18 protein-coding genes are annotated in these 19553 nt (G+C 62.6%); all 18 read left to right on the forward strand.

Going from position 1 to position 19553, the window contains the following annotated elements; genetic code table 11:
* Positions 1-47: 47 nt before the first annotated feature.
* The 18 genes from lpxB (at position 48) to JFN91_RS17045 (ending at position 19485) form a co-directional block, all read left to right on the forward strand.
* A complete protein-coding gene (gene lpxB / locus JFN91_RS16960) occupies positions 48-1166 on the forward strand; it encodes a lipid-A-disaccharide synthase (RefSeq protein WP_199390470.1) in 1119 nt (372 codons plus the stop codon).
* Positions 1163-2905 (forward strand): lipid A export permease/ATP-binding protein MsbA, encoded by a 1743-nt coding sequence (gene msbA, locus JFN91_RS16965; RefSeq protein ID WP_199390383.1) that lies wholly within the window; start codon positions 1163-1165, stop codon positions 2903-2905. Before lpxB ends, msbA begins: the two co-directional genes overlap by 4 nt.
* Before the next feature lie 12 nt (positions 2906-2917).
* Positions 2918-3844, forward strand: a complete 927-nt coding sequence (locus JFN91_RS16970; protein ID WP_199390384.1) for a lysophospholipid acyltransferase family protein — start codon at positions 2918-2920, stop codon at positions 3842-3844.
* A 62-nt stretch (positions 3845-3906) separates the two neighbouring features.
* Positions 3907-5214, forward strand: a complete 1308-nt coding sequence (locus JFN91_RS16975) for a 3-deoxy-D-manno-octulosonic acid transferase (protein ID WP_199390385.1) — start codon at positions 3907-3909, stop codon at positions 5212-5214.
* Between the two features lie 25 nt (positions 5215-5239).
* Positions 5240-6280, forward strand: coding sequence for a tetraacyldisaccharide 4'-kinase (gene lpxK, locus JFN91_RS16980; RefSeq protein WP_215907433.1), 1041 nt, complete (start codon positions 5240-5242; stop codon positions 6278-6280).
* A 97-nt stretch (positions 6281-6377) separates the two neighbouring features.
* On the forward strand, positions 6378-7448 hold the full coding sequence (gene waaC, locus JFN91_RS16985) for a lipopolysaccharide heptosyltransferase I (RefSeq protein ID WP_328747371.1): 1071 nt from the start codon (positions 6378-6380) through the stop codon (positions 7446-7448).
* Between the two features lie 220 nt (positions 7449-7668).
* Positions 7669-7902: an acyl carrier protein gene (locus JFN91_RS16990; protein ID WP_199390387.1), complete on the forward strand. Its 234-nt coding sequence runs from the start codon at positions 7669-7671 to the stop codon at positions 7900-7902.
* Positions 7903-7907: 5 nt separating this feature from the next.
* Positions 7908-9359: an MBOAT family O-acyltransferase gene (locus JFN91_RS16995; protein ID WP_199390388.1), complete on the forward strand. Its 1452-nt coding sequence runs from the start codon at positions 7908-7910 to the stop codon at positions 9357-9359.
* Positions 9360-9372: 13 nt separating this feature from the next.
* Positions 9373-10554, forward strand: a complete 1182-nt coding sequence (locus JFN91_RS17000; RefSeq protein ID WP_199390389.1) for a hypothetical protein — start codon at positions 9373-9375, stop codon at positions 10552-10554.
* 203 nt (positions 10555-10757) lie between these two features.
* A complete protein-coding gene (gene pseB, locus JFN91_RS17005; RefSeq protein ID WP_199390390.1) occupies positions 10758-11768 on the forward strand; it encodes a UDP-N-acetylglucosamine 4,6-dehydratase (inverting) in 1011 nt (336 codons plus the stop codon).
* Between the two features lie 10 nt (positions 11769-11778).
* Positions 11779-12948, forward strand: a complete 1170-nt coding sequence (gene pseC, locus JFN91_RS17010; RefSeq protein WP_199390391.1) for a UDP-4-amino-4,6-dideoxy-N-acetyl-beta-L-altrosamine transaminase — start codon at positions 11779-11781, stop codon at positions 12946-12948.
* Positions 12945-13640: a pseudaminic acid cytidylyltransferase gene (pseF, locus tag JFN91_RS17015; RefSeq protein WP_199390392.1), complete on the forward strand. Its 696-nt coding sequence runs from the start codon at positions 12945-12947 to the stop codon at positions 13638-13640. The genes pseC and pseF overlap by 4 nt, the downstream gene beginning before the upstream one ends.
* Positions 13641-13657: 17 nt before the next feature.
* Entirely contained in the window at positions 13658-14218 is a 561-nt protein-coding gene (pseH, locus tag JFN91_RS17020) for a UDP-4-amino-4,6-dideoxy-N-acetyl-beta-L-altrosamine N-acetyltransferase (RefSeq protein WP_183349744.1), read from the forward strand.
* Positions 14215-15273 (forward strand): pseudaminic acid synthase, encoded by a 1059-nt coding sequence (pseI, locus tag JFN91_RS17025; RefSeq protein WP_199390393.1) that lies wholly within the window; start codon positions 14215-14217, stop codon positions 15271-15273. The genes pseH and pseI overlap by 4 nt, the downstream gene beginning before the upstream one ends.
* Before the next feature lie 69 nt (positions 15274-15342).
* Positions 15343-16821, forward strand: a complete 1479-nt coding sequence (locus tag JFN91_RS17030) for a capsular polysaccharide export protein, LipB/KpsS family (protein ID WP_199390394.1) — start codon at positions 15343-15345, stop codon at positions 16819-16821.
* Positions 16822-16956: 135 nt separating this feature from the next.
* Positions 16957-17967 carry an NAD-dependent epimerase gene (locus tag JFN91_RS17035; RefSeq protein ID WP_199390395.1) on the forward strand — a complete coding sequence of 337 codons (1011 nt, stop codon included), beginning with the start codon at positions 16957-16959 and terminating at the stop codon, positions 17965-17967.
* Between the two features lie 149 nt (positions 17968-18116).
* Positions 18117-19061, forward strand: coding sequence for a hypothetical protein (locus JFN91_RS17040; RefSeq protein ID WP_199390396.1), 945 nt, complete (start codon positions 18117-18119; stop codon positions 19059-19061).
* A gap of 91 nt (positions 19062-19152) precedes the next feature.
* Complete coding sequence (locus tag JFN91_RS17045) at positions 19153-19485, forward strand: four helix bundle protein (protein WP_328747379.1); 333 nt, start codon at positions 19153-19155, stop codon at positions 19483-19485.
* The last annotated feature ends 68 nt before the right edge of the window (positions 19486-19553 follow it).

A 19553-nucleotide genomic window follows, 5' to 3' on the forward strand; every position in this document is an offset into this window, starting at 1 on the left:
CAACCTGTTTTTCAGAGGTTCTTTTGCAAGAGAAGAAACAATCAGTGATGATCGTCGCCGGGGAGGCTTCCGGCGAGATGTACGGCGCGCAGATCGCCTCCGCCATCCGCGCGCTGGCCCCCGAAACCCGCTTCTTCGGCATGGGGGGCAACTGCATGCGCGAGGCCGGGGTCGAGACCCTGGTCGACGCCAACGTGATGGCCGTGATGGGACTGGTCGAGGTGGTGGCCCATCTCCCCACCATCGTGCGCGGCTTCACCACCCTGAAGAAAAAGCTCCGCTCCGATCCCCCCGACCTGTTGATCCTGATCGACTACCCCGACTTCAATCTGCGGCTCGCCAAGGTGGCCAAGAAAGCAGGCGTCAAGGTGCTCTACTTCATCTCGCCGCAGGTCTGGGCCTGGAGGAGTCACCGTGTGCACGGCATCGGCCGCGTCGTCGATATGATGGCGGTGCTCTTCCCGTTCGAAGTCCCCTTCTACCAGAAGGCGGGCGTACCGGTCACCTTCGTGGGGCATCCCCTGCTGGACCTGGTCAAGCCGACCATGAAGCGGGACGAGGCGCTTGCCTCGCTGGGGCTCGACCCGCAGCGGCGCTGCGTCGGCCTCTTCCCGGGGAGCCGCCGTTCGGAGCTGCAGAAGCTCCTCCCCATCATCCTGGAGTCGGCCCGGATCCTCAAGGAGCGCATGCCGGACCTGCAGTTCGTGCTGCCGCGCGCGACCTCGCTGAAGGACGAGGACCTGGCACCGTACCTTGCCGGCACCCGGCTCGAGGTGAAGGTGGTGGCCGGCAGAAACCACGACGTGATGAGCGGCTGCGACGCGGTCATCGCCGCCTCGGGGACCGTGGTCATGGAACTCGCCCTGGTGGGAGTCCCCCACGTGATCATCTACAAGATGTCCACCCTCACCTACGAGATAGGGAAGAGGGTGATCAACGTGCCGCACATCGGCATCAGCAATATCGTCGCGGAAAAACGCATGGTCCAGGAACTGCTCCAGCACGAGGCGGAGCCGGTGCCGATCGCAGACGAAATCGACGCCCTGCTGAACCGGCCGGGGTATGCCGCGCAGATGCGCGAGGATTTCGCGGCCATGAGAGTGAAGCTTGGTAACGGCGGGGCCCTGGGCCGTGTGGCCCGACTCGCCTTGGAGATGATGAAATGAGCAGTGCAGCACCCGTAAAACCCAATGTATTCCAACGCCTGTTAAGCTACAGCCGCCCCTACGGCTGGCGCATCGCACTGGCCGCGCTCGGCTCGGTCGGCGTGGGCGGCATGGACGGCGCCATGGCCTACCTGGTGGAGCCGGTCCTGAGAAGGATCTTCTCCGGCAAGGAGACGGCGATCTTCGTACTGCTGCCGCTGGGGATCGTCTTCCTCTACGCGCTGCGCGGCCTGTGCCGCTATACCAACGACTATTTCATCCGCAGTGCCGGTCAGCTCGCGGTCCAGGACGTGCGCAACGACCTGTACGAAAAGAACATGCGGCTCAGCATCGGCTACTTCCACCGCCACGAGACCGGCACGCTCATGTCGCGCGTCCTCTCCGACGTAAGCATGATGCAGGAAGGGGTGGGGCAGGTGATCACCGGCCTGTTCCGCGACGGCCTCTCCGCCGTGGCGCTTCTGGGCGTCATCTTCTACCGCGACTGGCAGCTTGCACTGATCTCCTTCGTGGTCATTCCGCTCACCGTGGTCCCGGCCAGGAAGATCGGCAAGAGGATCAAGCGCGTCGCGCGCCAGGGGCAGGAGAAGATGGGCGATCTCGCCAGCATCCTGCAGGAGACCTATTCCGGTATCAAGGTGGTCAAGGCGTTCGGCTTGGAGAATCGCGAGATTGAGCGCTTCCGGGCGCGCAACCGCGACTTCTACCACTTCACTCGCAAGAACATCAAGTACGAGGGGCTGTCCACCCCGATCATGGAGTTCATCACCTCCTTCGGTATCGCGGCGGTGATCTGGGTCGGCGGCTCAAACGTCATGCACGGCACCAAGAGCGCCTCGGAGTTCTTCTCCTTCATCACCGCTATGGTGCTGGTGTTCAACCCGATTAAGAGGCTCCTGACTGCGTTCAACAACCTGCAGCGCTCCATGGGCGCCGCCGAGCGTGTCTTCGAGGTCATGGACGAGAAGCCGGAGATCGTCGACGCACCCAGCGCCCGGGACCTCGGCAAGGCGCGCGGCGAGGTGGAATTCCGCGACGTTCGCTTCAAGTACGAGGACGACTACGTGCTGCAGGGGGTGAACCTGACGGCCAAGCGGGGCGAGGTGATCGCCCTCGTCGGCCCCTCCGGCGGCGGCAAGACTACGCTGGTCTCGCTGATCACCCGCTTCTACGACCCGACCGGCGGGCAGGTGCTCATGGACGGCGTAGACATCCGCGAGCGCACCATGAAGAGCCTCCTGGAACAGATCGCGCTGGTCGACCAGGAAACGATCCTGTTCAACGACACCATTGCCAACAACATCCGCTACGGCAGGATGACCGCGACCGACGCCGAGGTCGAGGCCGCGGCGCAGGCAGCCTTCGCCCACGAGTTCATCCAGGAACTGCCCGAGGGGTATCTGACCAACATCGGTGACCGCGGCGTGCGCCTCTCCGGCGGACAGCGCCAGAGGCTTTGCATCGCCCGCGCGATACTCAAGGACGCGCCCATCCTGATCCTCGACGAGGCCACCAGCGCGCTGGACACCGAGAGCGAGCAGATGGTGCAGAAGGCCCTCAACAACCTGATGCAGAACCGCACCACCTTCGTCATCGCCCACCGGCTCTCCACCATCACCCACGCCGACAGGATCGTGGTGCTGGAGAAAGGCGTGGTGGCCGAGATGGGCAGCCACGACGACCTGCTCCAGGCAGAAGGGATCTACAGCCGCCTGCACGGGATGCAGTTCAGGGCGTAAGCGGGGGCGGGCATGTTGAAGCAGATCCGCTGGTATCTGGAGATGGCGTTTTTCGTGGTGATTTCCTCCACGATCGCGCGGCTCCCCAATAGCATCGCCCTGGCGGCGGGGCGGTTCCTTGGGCGCATCGCCTTCCGCCTGTTGGGCAGAAGGCGCAAGATCGCCATCGCCAACTTCGAGGCGAGCCTCCCCTTCCTGGAGCGCCAGCCCGGGTGGCAGGGGGGGAGCGCGCGGGAACTGGCGCGGGGTGTCTTCGAGAACCTGGGCTGCTGCATCGTCGAGGTCTGCAAGATCTACGGGGGGCGCGGTCAGCAACTGATCGACACGGTCGAGATCCGCGGGGCGGAGCATTTCGACGCCGCCTTCGCCAAGGGGAAGGGGCTTATCTTCATCACGGCCCACAGCGGCAATTGGGAGCTGTTGGCGCTTGCCTTCGGGGTGCACAAGCACGAGCTCTCCGTGGTGGCCAGACCCCAGGACAACCCCTACCTGAACCGGATGATCGAGCGCATCCGCAAAAGCTACGGCAACGGGCTCATCTACAAGGACGGGGCGCTGCGGGCGATGTTTTCCGCGCTCAAGAAGCGCGAGGTGGTCGGGTTGCTGATCGACCAGGCGGTGCAGTCCGACTGGGGCATCCTCGCTGACTTTCTGGGCCGTCCCGCCTGGACCATGCGCATGCCCTCCCTGATTGCCAGGAAGAGCGGGGCGCCGCTGGTGCCCGCCTTCATCCACCGCGAGGGGAACAAGAGTATCATCACCATTCATCCCGAGTACCGGCTCTCCGTTGCCGAGGACCCGGAGGCTGCCGCCGCCGAGGACGCCAACGGGCTGAACCGCTACATAGAGGAGTACGTGGCGCAGCATCCCGAGCAGTGGTACTGGGTGCACAAGCGCTGGAAGAACGCGCCGCCGGCCGCCTCCAGCCAGACCAACTAGCCGCCTTTGGGGCAACATTCCCTCCCCCGGAGGGAGGAGTTTTGACCAAGGATGTTTCTGCAATGATCAACATCATCTACAACCTGCTCCTGTGGCTCATCCTGCCGCTGCTTGTTCCCTACCACGCTTACCGGTCGCTCTCCCGCGGGCGCCGGACCGCCTTCCTGGAACGCTTCGGCCGCATCCCGGCCGAGGAACTGGATCTGATCGGCGACGGGGGCGTCGTCTTCGTTCATGCCGTATCGGTGGGCGAGACCAACGCCGCCTTGCCGCTACTGAAGGGGATCCGCCAGCGCTTCCCTGGCAAGAAGATCGTCATCTCCAACGTCACCGAAACCGGCCGCAGCGTCGCCCAGAAGAGCAAGGCCGCCGACCTCTGCATCTACTTCCCCTTCGACTTTCCCTTCGCCGTCCGCTCCGTGCTGGAAAGCATCCGGCCGGAGGTCGTGGTCATCATGGAAACCGAAATCTGGCCCAACTTCATCGGCGTGGCGCGCGAAATGGGCATCCCGGTGCTTTTGGCCAACGGTCGCATCTCGGATCGCTCCTTCGGCCGCTACCTGCGCCTGTCCTGGTTCTTCCGCCCGGTGCTGCAGCGCCTCTCCGCGCTTTGCATGCAGACGCCCGTGGACGCGGAGCGCATCGCGGCGATCGGGGCTCCGGCTGCGGCGGTGCACGTCGGCGGCAACCTGAAGTACGACATCCCGGTGGTCAAGGCAACGCCCGAGCAGGTGGCCGAGATCAAGGCGAAATACCAGGTCCCCACGGACAGCTTCGTCTTCACGGCGGCGAGCACCCACGAGGGTGAGGAGGCGCAGGTCCTGTCCGCCTACCGCGACCTGCTGGCGCGCGATGCGCAGAGTTTCCTGATCCTGGCGCCGCGCCACCCTGAACGCGCTCCCGGTGTTGCCGAACTGATCAAGAAGGAAGGGTTCCCCTTCCAGTCCCGCTCCGCGCTGGACGGCTCCCGAGCGCTGCCGGCGGGGGGGATTCTCCTGCTGGACACCGTGGGCGAACTGGCCGGCCTCTACCGTGCCTCCGACCTCGTATTCGTCGGGGGGAGCCTGGTCCCGACCGGCGGTCACAACCCGCTGGAGCCGGCCGCCTGTCAGGTGCCGGTGCTGTTCGGGCCACATATGCAGAACTTCCGCGAGATCGCCGCGCTCTTCGTCAAGCACTGCGGTGCGGAGGTGCAGCCCACAGACCTGGCCGGGCTGAAGGCCGAGCTGCTGCGGCTCTCCGCCGATGCCTCGCTTCGTGAAGACCTCGGGCGCCGCGGCGCCGGGATCCTGCTGGAGAGCGCCGGTGCCACCGGCCGGCACCTGGATGTGATGGCCTCCCTGCTGGGACAAGGAGGAAAGCGTGGCTGACCCGGAAACCTATTACCGCGACCTGATGGCGGGTAAGCGCGGCGGCGTGGGCGACAAGGCCCTGCTCGGCCTTTTGCGGCTCGCGTCGCGCCCCTACGCGGCCATCCTGCGCCTGCGGGCGCTCGGTTACCGGCTCGGGCTCATCCCGGCGCACCGGCTGCCGCGCCCGGTGATCTCGGTCGGCAACCTGGTCCTGGGGGGCACCGGCAAGACGCCGACGGTGGCTTGGCTCGCGGCGCACCTGATGAAACAGGGCAAGCGGGTCTGCGTGCTGTCCCGCGGCTACGGCGGCAGCGCCGAGGGCGAGATCCGCATCGTCTGCGACGGCGAAAAGCTGCTGCTCACTCCGGAAGAGGCCGGCGACGAGCCGTGCCAGTTGGCCGGGATGCTGCCGGGGCTCATGGTGGTGATCGGCTCCAACCGCTACCGCGCCGGGCTGCACGCCCTGGAAAAGCTGAACCCGGACGTCTTCATCCTGGACGACGGCTATCAGCACCTGAAGCTGAAAAGGGACCTGAACATCCTGCTCTTGGATGCGACCACGCCGTTTGACAACGGCCTGACCCTGCCGGGAGGATTCCTGCGCGAGGCGCCTGCGGCGGCAGGCCGGGCGGACCTGGTAATCTGCACCCGGGCCACCGAAGGGAAGACGAGGACTGCCCCTGTTCCCGGCAAGCCGATCTGCTGGACAAAGCATCGTCTTTCTGGCATGATCCCGCTCGGCGGCGGCCCCGCAACCGGCTTCGAGGCGGCGCAGGGACCACGAGTCATGGCCTTCTCCGGGATAGCCAACCCGGCGGCCTTCTTCGATGGTTTGGAAGCGGTAGGGGTGAGGCCGGTGACCACGCTCTCCTTCCCGGATCACGTGAGCTACGGCGAACCCGAGATCGCCGCCATTCTCCGGCTGAAGACCGCTTCGCGTTCCACGGTGCTCCTCACCACCCAGAAGGACGCCGTGAAGCTGCTGCCGCACGCCGACCAGCTTGCCGGCTGCTTCGCGGTGGTGCTGGAACTGGAGTTCGAGGACTCGAGTGCGTTAGAAGCCGCTCTGGCAGCGCTGCCCTAGACCTGTCCAGCCCCCTCTCCTTCGGTGCATGGGCAAGCGGAAGTGCCTTCATCTCCCTATCCCGGAGGGAGAGGGAACACTTCGGGAAACACTTTGTGTGAGTGAAAGAGAAATGCGCGTACTGATCATAAAACCATCCTCCCTGGGAGACGTCATCCAGACCCTGCCGGTGCTCGACTTTCTGCACCAGGCGGTGCCCGGTGTCGAGATCGACTGGGTGATCGAGGAAAGCCTCCAGGGACTGCTGGCGGGGCATCCGCAGCTGAGCCAGGTGCACCCGGTCCCGGCGGCGCAGTGGCGCAAACAACGCTTCTCGGCTAAGACCTGGCGCGGCGTGTCGGCCCTGCGCAAGACCCTGTGCGAGCGGGCCTACGACATGGTCTTCGACCTTCAGGGGGATCTGGTCAGCGGGGTGATCTCCCGGTACTCCGGCTGCGCGGACCGGCTCGGCTTCGAGCGTGATGCCGTCCTCGAGCCGCTGAACACCTGGTGCAACACGCGCCTGATCCCGGTGCGCCGGCAGGAGTACCACAACATCGACCGCTGCCTGCGCCTGGCCAGCATCCCATTTGCCAAGGATTTCCGCACCATGGAGCTTTCCGGCCACCTGGTCAACTCTCCCGAGGACGAGGCCAACGCAGAGGCGCTGCTCGCCACGCTGGCGGACGGGCTGGTTTTTGTTTTCCACCACGGCGCTACGCAGCCGACCGAGGCCTGGAGCGAAAAGGGATGGACCGAACTGGGGCGGGAGGTGCTGGACCGCTTCCACGACGCCACCATTTTGCTCCCCTGGGAGAGCGAGGCGGAGCGTCAGGCCGCCTTCTCCCTGGCCGCCGCCATCGGAACGGGGTGCCGGGTGCTGGACCGCCTGTCCCTGAAGGGGATGGCCGCACTCTTGAAGAAGGTCGATCTTGTCGTCGGGGGGGACGCCGGCCTGGTACAGATGGCCGCAACTCTCGGCACGCCGACGGTGTCGTTCTACCGCGGCACGCTCGCCAAGAGGAGCGCACCGCGCGGCGATGCCCACGTGGCCCTGCAGTCGCCCATGCACTGCGCCGGGTGTCTCCGGGCGCACTGCGACAAGGACGCCAAGTGCCGCGACAGCATCAAGGTTGAGGCGATGCTGGCTGGCGTACTGCGCCTGCTGGCACCTTCCGCAAACGTTTGAGCAAGGGCGGCCCGGGCCGCCATATAAAACCGATTAGCGACTATCTTCCGCCAAGATGCCCATCCCCCTCTCCCTCCGGGAGAGGGCGGGGTGAGGGCGCTGTAATAGGCAATGATCCCGCTTCGGGGCACCTCCCTCACCCGCCCTTCGGGCACCCTCTCCCAGAGGGAGAGGGAAGTCGCGGAAGATTCTGGCTAATCTATTGAAATGGAGATTTGAAATGGAACTGCAGGAGAGGCTGAACGAGGTTTTTTGCCAGGTATTTGACGATGAAGACATCCGCATCGCCCCCGAGATGACCGCCGACGACATCGACGGCTGGGATTCTCTGTCCCATGTGAACCTCATCGTGGCGGTGGAAACCACCTTCGGTATCCGCTTTACCCACAAAGAGGTGCTCACCTTCAAGAACATCGGCGACCTGCTGAACTGCATCGCGGCGAAAGTGCAGTAACCTGGATGCCTTTCAACTCGCTGGACTATTTTCTCTTCCTGCCGGCGGTGTACCTCGTCTTCTACCTGGTGGGCGATAGGGCGCGCTGGGGCGTGCTGCTGGCGGCAAGCTTCGGGTTCTACGCTGCCCTCAAGGTCCCCTATCTGCCGGCGGTCCTGGCACTGGTGGCGGTGACCACCTACTGCTTCGGGATCTGGCTGCACCGGGCCCAGGCGCCGGGGACGAAGCGCATGCTCCTCTGGGGCGGGATCGCGGCCAACGTCTTGGTGCTGGTGGCGATGAAGTACCTTCCCTTCCTCTCGGAGAACCTGAGAGCAGTCACCCAGTTCTTCTCCCTTGAGTTGCAGGTTCCGGCGGTCCGTGCGCTGGTGGCCATAGGCGTCTCGTACTACGTCTTCCAGGCGATTTCCTACCTCATCGACATCTATTTCGAAATCGAGGAGCCCGAGCCGCATTTCGGGTACTTCGCCCTTTACCTCTCCTTCTTCCCGAAACTGCTGCAGGGGCCCATCGAGCGGACCGGCGACCTGCTGCCGCAACTGAAGACCCCGTACCGCTTCGACTACGACAACATGCGCTACGGCATGCTGCTCTTCGCCTGGGGCCTGTTCAAGAAGATGGTCCTCGCGGACCGGCTCGGCATCTACGCCGACGCCGTGTACAACGACATTCACGCCGCGAACGGAATGCAACTGCTGCTCGGCACCTACGCCTACGCCTTCCAGATCTTCATGGACTTCTCCGGCTACACCGATATGGCGCTGGGGACGGCGCGGCTCTTCAATATCAACCTGACCCAGAACTTCAACAGCCCCTACCTCGCCACCTCGGTCGCCGACTTCTGGCGCCGCTGGCACATCAGCTTCTCGCGCTGGATCCTGGACTACATCTTCAAGCCGCTGCAGATGCAGTGGCGGGACTGGAGGACCTGGGGCACCGCCCTGGCCCTGGTCGCCGCCTTCCTGGTCTCCGGCATCTGGCACGGCGCGAGCTGGGGCTTCGTCATCTGGGGCGGCCTCCACGGCCTCTACATGGCCTGCTCCGTCTTCTATAAGCCGTACCAGAAAAAGCTCTACCAGAAGCTCGGCATCCAGAAGAGCCCGTACCTGAAGTACTGGCAGATGCTGGTCACCTTCCACCTGGTCTGCTTCGCCTGGGTCTTCTTCCGCGTCAACAGCCTGAGCGACGCGTTGTACATCTGCCGCTTCCCGTTTGTTTCAGCCGACAACGGGCTGCACAAGGTGTTGGTGCACGGCTTTCATGCCCAGAAAGCAGGAGTTGTTCTAGTTGCCGGTGTCGTGGTGGCGGCTTATGGGGTGTTGGCGCGTAACGAGCAGGCGCTGATCATCTGGAACCGCTACTGCGCGCTCAGGTGGCTCTGTTACAACGCTCTGTTGTTGGCGCTTATCCTCCTAGGGGGCGAGTCCCAAGGGCATTTCATCTACTTCAACTTCTAAAGCAAAGGCTTCGATGAAACGGTTGCTCAAGAAAATAGTTTTTCTCGCTTTGCCCTACGCCCTGTACCTAGCCATCCCGTTCTGGGTGCTGCTTGGCACCGGCGAGTTCCGTTTTGACGTCGATCGCATGGTTAGTAACACGGTGCGTGGCGTCCCGCAGCAGGTGGGGTTCCGCTTTAACGAGTCTCCGTACAAGTACCTAAAGCTGAAAACCCTGAGTACCCTCCCACGAAGGGACGTCGTCGCCCTTGGCTCGTCGCGAGTGCTGCAGTTCCGTGACAAGATGTTTGTTCGAGGCAGTTTCTACAACGCGGGCTACACCGTCACTTCGGTGCCTCATTATCTTGCTTTCCTGTCCGCGCTTCCGGCGGACCGGTTGCCGAAAGTGCTGGTTGTCGGGTTCGACCAGTGGATGTTCAACAAGAAAGCCACCCCCGTCGATGGTGCGCCGGCGAAGGTGGACTTCACAGCCTACAAGCAGATGGATTTCTTCTCCGCAGTCAGGGCATCGGGCAACGTCTATAGGAAAATATTTGATGGTTCCCTTGCCCCTGATGATGTCCTTCTTGCCGGCAGAGGCGTAGTCTGTAGTGCCGGGAAGGGATCGGCTCCGCTAGAGAAAGTCGGTTTCAACGCCTTTGCCAACAAGACCGGCTTCTTGAATGACGGCAGTATGCACTACGGTGGGCAGATCGAGAGACTCCTTGCTGGAGCCAAGTCTGCGGACGACTACCAGTTCAAGAACACAGTGAAGAGGATCGAGAAGGGCGACACCATTTTCAGTTATGGCGACCACGTTAACGGCGAGGCGGTGCGCCAACTCAAACCATTCCTAGATTTCTGCCACAAGAAGAAGATCCACGTGGTGGCATTTTTACCGCCGTTTTCTGACACCGCGTACCGCAAAATGCAGGAAGGCGGTAAGTTCCAGTACCTTAAGGAATTGTCCCCCCTGCTGGCGTCGGTGCTCCGTGACTACGGCTATGAGTTCTACGACTTCAGTAGCATGGGTGCAGCCGGATCAAGCGACGTTGAGGCCATAGATGGATTTCATGGCAGCCAATCGGTGTATCTCAACATGTTGATCAGGATGCTCGAAGCCGGCTCGGCCTTGAACGAGGTCTGCGACCTCAAGGCTTTGCGCGAGTCGGCCGCGCACAAGAAGAACAGATACCTGGTCTACGACATGTACTGAAACGCCTTGGGAAGGAAAGCTTTAACAAATGGCGAGGGGGATGCTGTCCTTACTCGCTTTTTTGTGGCGTTTCTGCTATGTTGTGCGTTGTTTTGCCCGGAGCCTGTCGACAGGGCTCGGGCCAGAGTCAAAGTAGTAGGCGGGGACGGCGCTGCCGTCCGGCCTGAAAGATATTAATCGAAATAAACAAGCGAGGGACGAACGTGTTAAAAAATCGCAGCATTCTGGTTACCGGTGGCACCGGGTCGTTTGGCAAGAAGTTCGTGGAAACCATTCTCACCGCTTACCCGGAGATCGAGCGGGTCGTGGTGTATTCCCGCGACGAACTGAAGCAGTTCGAGATGTCGCAGCAGTTTTCCCACGACAAGTACAAGCAGATCCGCTACTTCATCGGCGACGTGCGTGACCGCGAGCGTCTCTCCAAGGCCATGGAAGGGATCGACATCGTCATCCACGCCGCGGCCTTGAAGCAGGTCCCGGCCTGCGAGTACAACCCGTTCGAGGCGATCAAGACCAACATCCACGGCGCGCAGAACGTCATCGAGGCCGCCATCGAGCGCGGCGTGAAGCAGGTCGTTGCCCTTTCCACCGACAAGGCCGCCGCACCGATCAACCTCTACGGCGCCACCAAGCTCTGCTCCGACAAGCTCTTCGTCGCCGGCAACAACTTCAAGGGCAAGCACGACATCAAGTTCTCCGTGGTTCGCTACGGCAACGTCATGGGGAGCCGCGGTTCCGTCATTCCCTTCTTCATGAACAAGAGGAGCACCGGCGTCCTCCCCATTACCGACGAGCGCATGACCCGCTTCAACATCACCCTCGAGGACGGCGTCAAGCTGGTGCTCTACGCGCTGGAGAACATGTGGGGCGGCGAGATCTTCGTCCCCAAGATCCCGAGCTACCGCATCAACGACATCGCCGAGGCGATCGGCCCCAACTGCAAGCGCGAGGTCGTCGGCATCCGCCCGGGCGAGAAGCTGCACGAAGAGATGATCACCATGACCGACGCCATCTCCACCGTCGAGTTCGAGAAGTACTTCGTCATCCTCCCCTCCATCCCGCTTTGGGACGTGGACAAGTTCGCCGCCGCCTTCAACGGCAAGCTGTGCCAGGACGGCTTCTGCTACAACTCCGGCACCAACAGCGAGTGGCTCAACGTCGAGGAACTGCGCGAGCTGATCAAGGCCCACGTCGATCCGAACTTCACCTACTAGGAGGCTGGGCGTGAAACAGGCACCGATCCCCTACGGCCGGCAGTCCATCTCCGAGGCCGACATCCAGGCGGTTGTTGACGTCCTGCGTTCCGACTGGCTGACGCAAGGGCCGTCCATCGAGCGCTTCGAACAGGCGGTGGCGCAGTATTGCGGCGCGAAGTACGCGGTGGCCGTGAACAGCGCCACCTCCGCGCTGCACATCGCCTGCCTCGCCGCCGAACTGGGCGAGGGGGACACCCTCTGGACCACCCCCAACACCTTCGTCGCCTCGGCCAACTGCGGCCTGTACTGCGGCGCGGGTGTCGACTTCGTGGATATCGATCCCCGCACCTACAACCTCTCCGCGTCGGAACTGGAAAAGAAGCTGGTCCAGGCCAAGGCGGAGGGGACGCTCCCCAGGGTGGTGGTCCCGGTGCACTTCTCCGGGCAGCCCTGCGAGATGGACAAGATCGCCGCGCTCTCCCGCGAGTACGGTTTTGCCGTCATCGAGGACGCCTCCCACGCCATCGGCGGCAAGTATAAGGGCGAGGCGATCGGCGGCTGCCGCTTCTCCGACATGACCGTGTTCAGCTTCCACCCGGTGAAGATCATCACCACGGCGGAAGGGGGCATGGTGCTCACCAACAGGAAGGACCTCTACGACCGCCTGATCCGCCTGAGAAGCCACGGCATCACCCGCGACCCCGCCTTCATGGAATGGGAAAGCGACGGCCCCTGGTATTACCAGCAGATAGAGCTCGGCTTCAACTACCGCATCACCGACCTGCAGGCGGCACTCGGCCTTAGCCAGATGAGCCGCCTGGACGAGTTCGTGGCGGCGCGGCACCGCCTGGCGGCGCGCTACGACGAACTGCTGGCTCAGCTCCCGGTGGTGACCCCTTACCAGCACCCGGACAGCTACTCCGGTCTGCACCTCTTCGTGATCCGGCTCAAGCTGGACCAGATCTCCAAGAGTCACCGCGAGGTGTTCGAATCGCTGCGCGGCCAGGGAATCCTGGTCAACCTGCACTACATCCCGGTGCACACCCAGCCCTACTACCGGCGCCTGGGCTTCAAGCCGGGCGACTTCCCCGAGTCCGAGCGCTACTACGCCGAGGCGATCAGCCTCCCCATGTTCTCCAGCCTCTCCGACGAGCAGCAGGATAGGGTGGTCGCGGCGCTCAAAGAGGCGCTGTCGTGAACATCGCCATCATCCCGGCCCGGGGCGGCAGCAAGCGCATCCCCCGCAAGAACATCAAGGAGTTCTGCGGCAAGCCGATGATCGCCTGGTCCATCGAGGCGGCGCTTGAAAGCGGCTGCTTCAGCCGGGTGCTGGTTTCCACCGACGATGCCGAGATTGCCGAGGTGGCCAAAAAGTTCGGGGCGGAGGTTCCTTTCCTGCGCCCCGCGGAGCTTTCCGACGACCATACCGGCACCATCCCGGTGATCCGGCACGCCGTCGAGTGGGTGGCCAACGAGGGGGAGCGCCCCGAGTACGCCTGCTGCATCTACGCCACCGCCCCCTTCGTGACCTCGGCGGATCTGAAGCGCGGCCTGGACCTGATCACGAACGCCGGCTGCTCCTACGCCTTCTCGGTGACCAGCTACCCCTTCCCGATCCAGCGCGCCATCAGGATCGACGGCAACGGCCGCGTCGGCATGTTCGACCCCGCCCAGTTCGGCACCCGCTCCCAGGACCTCGAGGAGGCCTTCCACGACGCGGGGCAGTTCTACTGGGGAAGCGCGGAGGCCTGGATCGCCGAGGAGAAGATTTTTTCAGAAAAGGCGGTTCCCGTCCTTCTGCCGCGCCACCAGGTGCAGGACATCGACACCCTGGAAGATTGGCACCGCGCGGAGCTGATGTTCCGGGCCTGGCGGGAAGAGAAGAAGTAAAAACATCGAGGTGACAGATGCGCCCTGAAGAGTTCAACCTGCGCCCCATCGAAGAGCGTGACCTCGATCTGGTCCTCTCCTGGCGCAACTCCGAGCGCGTGCGCTCCTACATGTACACGGACCACCTGATCGCTCCCGAGGAGCACCGGGCCTGGTTCGCCCGTACCCGCGACGCGGAATTCCCCGCCACCCTCATCTTCGAATACCAGGGCCGTCCGGTCGGGCTGAAGAGCTTCAACCAGATCGACCGCCACTCCAACCGCTGCCACTGGGGCTTCTACCTGGGCGACGTGGAGCTGCCGCGCGGCTGCGGCACGGTGATGGGCTTTCTCGCCCAGGAGTACATCTTCGAGCAGCAGGGCTTCAGGAAGCTCTGCGCCGAGGCCTTCGCCTTCAACGAGGGGAGCATCAAGTACCACACCCGCCTGGGCTTCGCGCAGGAGGGGCGCCTGGTGCAGCACGTGCTGAAGAACGGGCGCTACGAGGACGTGGTTGTTTTCGGCACTTTCAAAGAGAACTGGCTCGCCAACAAGGAAGCGTTGGCGGCAAAGATATTCCGGGAGGACGCAGCACAATGAGTTCTATCCAGATCGGGGGCAGGTCCATCGGTCCCGACCACGCGCCGTTCATCATCGCGGAGATGTCGGGCAACCACAACCAGTCCCTGGAGCGGGCCCTGGAGATCGTCGAGGCCGCGGCCGCGTCCGGCGCGCACGCCCTGAAGCTGCAGACCTACACCGCCGACACCATGACGCTCGACATCAAGGAAGGGGAGTTCTTCATCGAGGACCCCAAGAGCCTCTGGAAGGGGCGCTCCCTCTACGACCTGTACCAGGAGGCGCACACCCCCTGGGAGTGGCATAAGCCGATCTTCGACCGCTGCCGCGAGCTTGGGCTTATCTGCTTCAGTACCCCGTTTGACGCCACCAGCGTCGACTTTCTGGAAGAGCTGGACGCGCCCTGCTACAAGATCGCTTCCTTCGAGAACACCGACCTGCCGCTGATCCGCAGGGTGGCGGCGACCGGGAAGCCGGTCATCATCTCCACCGGCATGGCGAGCCTCGCCGAGCTGGACGAGACGGTGCGCGCGGCCCGCGAGGCGGGCTGCCGCGACCTGGTGCTCCTGAAGTGCACCAGCACCTACCCGAGCACCCCGGAAAACACCAACGCCCGCACCATCCCGCACCTGCGCGATCTTTTCGACTGTGAGATCGGGCTCTCCGACCACTCCATGGGGGTGGGGGTCTCGGTGGCGGCGGTGGCACTCGGCGCCACCGTGATCGAGAAGCACTTCACCCTGCGCCGCGCCGACGGCGGGGTCGATTCCACCTTCTCGCTGGAGCCGGAAGAGCTGAAGAGCCTGGTGGTCGAGACCGAGCGCGCCTGGCAGTCGCTGGGAAGGATCAGCTACGGCCCGACCGAGAAGGAGAAGAAGTCGCTGGTGTTCCGGCGCTCGCTCTACGTGGTCGAGGACGTCAAGGCAGGCGAGCCGTTCACCGAAAAGAACGTCCGTGCCATCAGGCCCGGCAACGGCCTCCCCACCAAGTACCTGGAAACGTTCCTGGGCAAGCGCGCCGCGGTCGACATCCGCAGGGGCACACCGCTTTCCTTCGATCTCCTGGGCGGGCTCTAGCGCCGGTCGTTTTTCCCTCTGCGGCGTGGCGTCGCGGACGATGCAACTTTCAGAAAGGGTTTTGAGAATATGGCAATGAGGCTCCTGTGCGTCTCCACATCTAAGAACACCAGCGTGATCTTGCAGAAGATCATGGACCAGTACAAGGACGAGATCGAGTTCCTGCTGCACGTCGGCGACAAGGACTCCGATCTCAAGGCCTCGTCCATGACCAGGATGACGAGGACCAGGGCGGTCGGCAAGACCCATGTCATGGACGGGCAGAAGTTCAACGGCCTGCTGCACTCGGTGATCACCCGGGACGACTTCGAGAAGGACATCTCCATTTTCATCGACCACCTGCATCGCAGGGACGAAAAGTTCTGCTATAAATCTCACAACCTGGCATGCATGCAGGATTACCTGGATTACTACTACATCCTGTTCGACGTCATGGCGGAAAAGGTCATCGAGAACAACATCACCCACATGCTGTTCTTCAACGTGCCGCACCTGGCCTACGACACCATCCTGTACCAGATCGGCAAGAGCCTCGGGCTGAAGATCGTCATCGTCACCCAGTCGCTGTTCCCGAACAAGTTCTTCTCCATGCCGTCCATGGACGCCTACGGCGGCTTCGAGCCCAAGAAGCACCAGGCGCCGCCGGCGCACATCGAGAAGAACAAGGAAATCGACCTCTTTTACATGAAGAACGTGAAGCAGGAGCAGGGGGAGACCGGCAAGATCACTGCCAAGGCCATCGGCCACATCCTCTCCTTCCTGGCCATCAAGAAGCCGTCGTACCTGTTGAACCCAGTCAAGCTGTTCGATATCCTGAAGCGCACCAACGACATTTACCGGCGGCTGCCCAAGTGGCGCGATCCTTTCGCACGGTTCTTCCATGTCAACGAGTTGGAGTACTTCGAGCACATCATCCAGTACGAGAAGGCCGAGTACGACCTGGACGTCCCCTTCGTCTACTTCCCGCTGCAGCTGCAGCCGGAGATGACCACCTCGGCGCTGGGGGGATACTTCCGGGACCAGGCGCTCGCCATCGAATGCCTGGCCAGCATCCTGCCGGACAACGTGAAGATCTACGTCAAGGAGAACCCGAAGCAGGGGGCCTACAACAGGGGGCCGCTCTTCTACCACCGCCTGCGGCGCATCAAGAACGTGGTGGTGCTCCCCTCGTTCGCCAACACCCACACCCTGACCGACCGCTCCCTCTTCGTCTGCACCATCACCGGGACCGTGGGGTGGGAGGCGCTCGTCAAGGGGAAGAAGGCGCTCATCTTCGGCAACACCTGGTACCAGTCCTTCCCGGGCGTGTTCAAGTACGGGGACGCTACCAGCTACGACGACATCATCAACTACCAGATCGACCACGCCGAGCTGGAGCAGGCCTTCGGGGCGCTGCTCTATAAGTGCCACGACGGCGTGGTGGACCGGCACTACACCAAGCTGGTCTCCGACTACAATGCCGAGAAAAACGACGAAGGCGTCTGCCCGCTCCTGATGGACCTGCTGAGGGGCAAGGCCGAGTTCACCTTCACCCCCCGCTCCGCATAGGGGGAAACAGGCACCGCCGCTGTGCGCGCGGTGCTTCGATGCCCAAAGCCGGCGCCGGATGCCGGCCTCCTGTTGCAGCCAGTAGATATTTGCCATCCCAGAAATCTGGCCGCCCCCCGCGGCATAGGAGGAGTCATGAGGAAGATGCTGGTTACCGGTGCCGCCGGTTTCATCGGCTTTCACCTGAGCAAGAGACTTTTGGCCGCCGGCGTCGAAGTGGTCGGCCTGGACAACCTGAACGACTACTACGACGTCAACCTGAAGTACGGACGCCTGAAGCAGCTCGAAGAGACCCCCGGCTTCCGCTTCGTCAAGATGGAGCTCTCCGACCGGGAAGGCATGGCCGATCTTTTCAAGCGCGAGCAGTTCGACGTCGTGGTCAACCTCGCTGCCCAGGCCGGGGTGCGCTACTCCCTGATCAATCCCTACGCCTACGTGGACAGCAACCTCTCCGGGTTCATGAACATTCTGGAAGGGTGCCGCCACCACGGGGTCAAGCACCTCGTGTACGCCTCCTCCAGTTCGGTGTACGGCGCCAACACCACCATGCCCTTCTCCGTGCATCACAACGTCGACCACCCGGTCTCGCTCTACGCCGCCACCAAGAAGGCCAACGAGCTGATGGCCCACACCTACTCGAGCCTGTACGGCATCCCCACGACCGGCCTGCGCTTCTTCACCGTCTATGGACCGTGGGGGCGCCCGGACATGGCGCTCTTCCTGTTCACCAAGGCCATTCTGGAAGGGCGCCCCATCGACGTCTTCAACTACGGCAAGATGCAGCGCGACTTCACCTACGTCGACGACATCGTCGAGGGGGTCACCCGCGTCATCGACAACGTGCCGGCAAAGGACTCCACTTGGAGTGGCGCCCATCCCGACCCGGGCACCAGCTACGCCCCGTACAAGATCTACAACATCGGCAACAACAACCCGGTTGAGCTGTTGCGCTTTATTGAAGTGTTGGAAAAGGCCCTGGGCAAGGAAGCGCAGAAGAACCTGCTCCCGATCCAGGCTGGCGACGTTCCGGCCACCTATGCCGACGTCGACGACCTGATGCGGGATGTCGGGTTCCGTCCCGCCACCTCCATCGAGGACGGCATCAACCGCTTCGTCGCCTGGTATCGCGAGTTCTACGGGCTTTAATACCGACCGCTCCTCCCCCCAGCGGGGGGAGGTTGGGAGGGGGGTGTTCTGATTGCTCCCTCCCCGTCCCTCCCCCTCCGGGGAGGGGACGACGCTGCCTCAGCATCATCAAGAGCCAATCTCTCATCAAAGCTGCAGAAAGGATCGCTGTGAAATACCGGCCACTCGATTTTTCTGGTGTCAGCACCTACCCGATAGCCTCCCGTAAGAACAAGATGAACGTGCAGGAGCACTTCGCCAAGCCCGTCAGGTCCGGCATGACCGTAGCCGAGCTCCTTGCCGCCATGCCCGACCAGCTAGGCTCCCAGGCTTTGAACGGTGTCATCGATGCCGTCGTCGCGGCACGCGCCAAGGGGAAGCCCGTGGTCATGGCGATGGGGGGGCACGTCATCAAGTGCGGCCTGCAACCGGTGCTCAAATCTCTCATCGACGCAGATGTCATCACCGCCGTGGCGCTGAACGGCTCAGGTTCCATCCACGACTTCGAGATCGCGCTGATCGGCGCCACCAGCGAGGATGTCGGTGCCGTGCTGCACGCCGGCAGCTTCGGCATGGCCGAGGAAACTGGTGCCCAGATCAACGAGGCGCTCAAGCAGGGTGTCGCGCAGGGGCTCGGGCACGGCGAGTCGTTGGGGCGGATGATACTTGAGCGCGAGTTGCCCTATCGTGAACAGAGCCTGATGGCGGCGTGCGTGCAGAAGGGGATTCCGGTCACCGTGCATGTCGCCATCGGCACCGACATCACCCACCAGCATCCCTCAGCCGACGGCGCCGTATTCGGAGCCGCCAGCTTCACCGATTTCCAGATCTTCGCCTCCGTCGTCTCCGAGCTTGGTGACGGCGGCGTCTATCTCAACATCGGCAGTGCCGTATTGTTGCCCGAAGTGTTCCTGAAGGCCCTTTCCATAGCCCAGAATCTGGGGCACCACGTCGACCGTTTCACCACCGCCAATTTCGACATGCAGCAGCACTACCGGCCGTTGGTCAACGTCGTCAAGCGCCCCACCTCCGGTGACAGCCGCGGGTACACGGTCACGGGGCACCATGAGATCATGCTGCCGCTGCTGGCGGCGGCAATCCTGGATAGAATCTAAGGCCGTTCAACGTTCAACGTTAACTTCTACACTGCTTTACCTGTACCGGAGGTGGCGACGTGAGAATACAGCGGTTCGAAGATGTTGATTCGTGGAAGAAGCACGGCTGTTGGTAAGCGAAATCTATCTGCATCTTGGCGGGTGCAGGGACTACGGATTTCGCGACCAGATTCAAAGAGCTGCTGTTTCGGTGATGTCCAACATTGCAGAAGGCTTTGATCGAGGCAGTAACAAAGAGTTTGTCCAATACCTCATTATCTCTCGTGGCTCTCTCTCAGAAGTCAAAAGTCTAGCGTATGCCGGGCTCGACATCGGACATCTTGATCAAAAAAACTTCGAGGCAGTAATGAAGCGCTGTAACAGAATAAGCAATATCCTAAACGGGTTCATCAGGTTCTTGAAGAGCAGCCAGCGTAAGGCCTAGGATTGGTATTGTCGGTTTTTCAATGGTACAACGTATTTTGCAGTAAAACTTTAGCCAGAGATGCCGAT

This window comes from Geomonas anaerohicana (genome assembly GCF_016458305.1).
GTDB classification, from domain to species: Bacteria; Desulfobacterota; Desulfuromonadia; order Geobacterales; family Geobacteraceae; genus Geomonas; species Geomonas anaerohicana.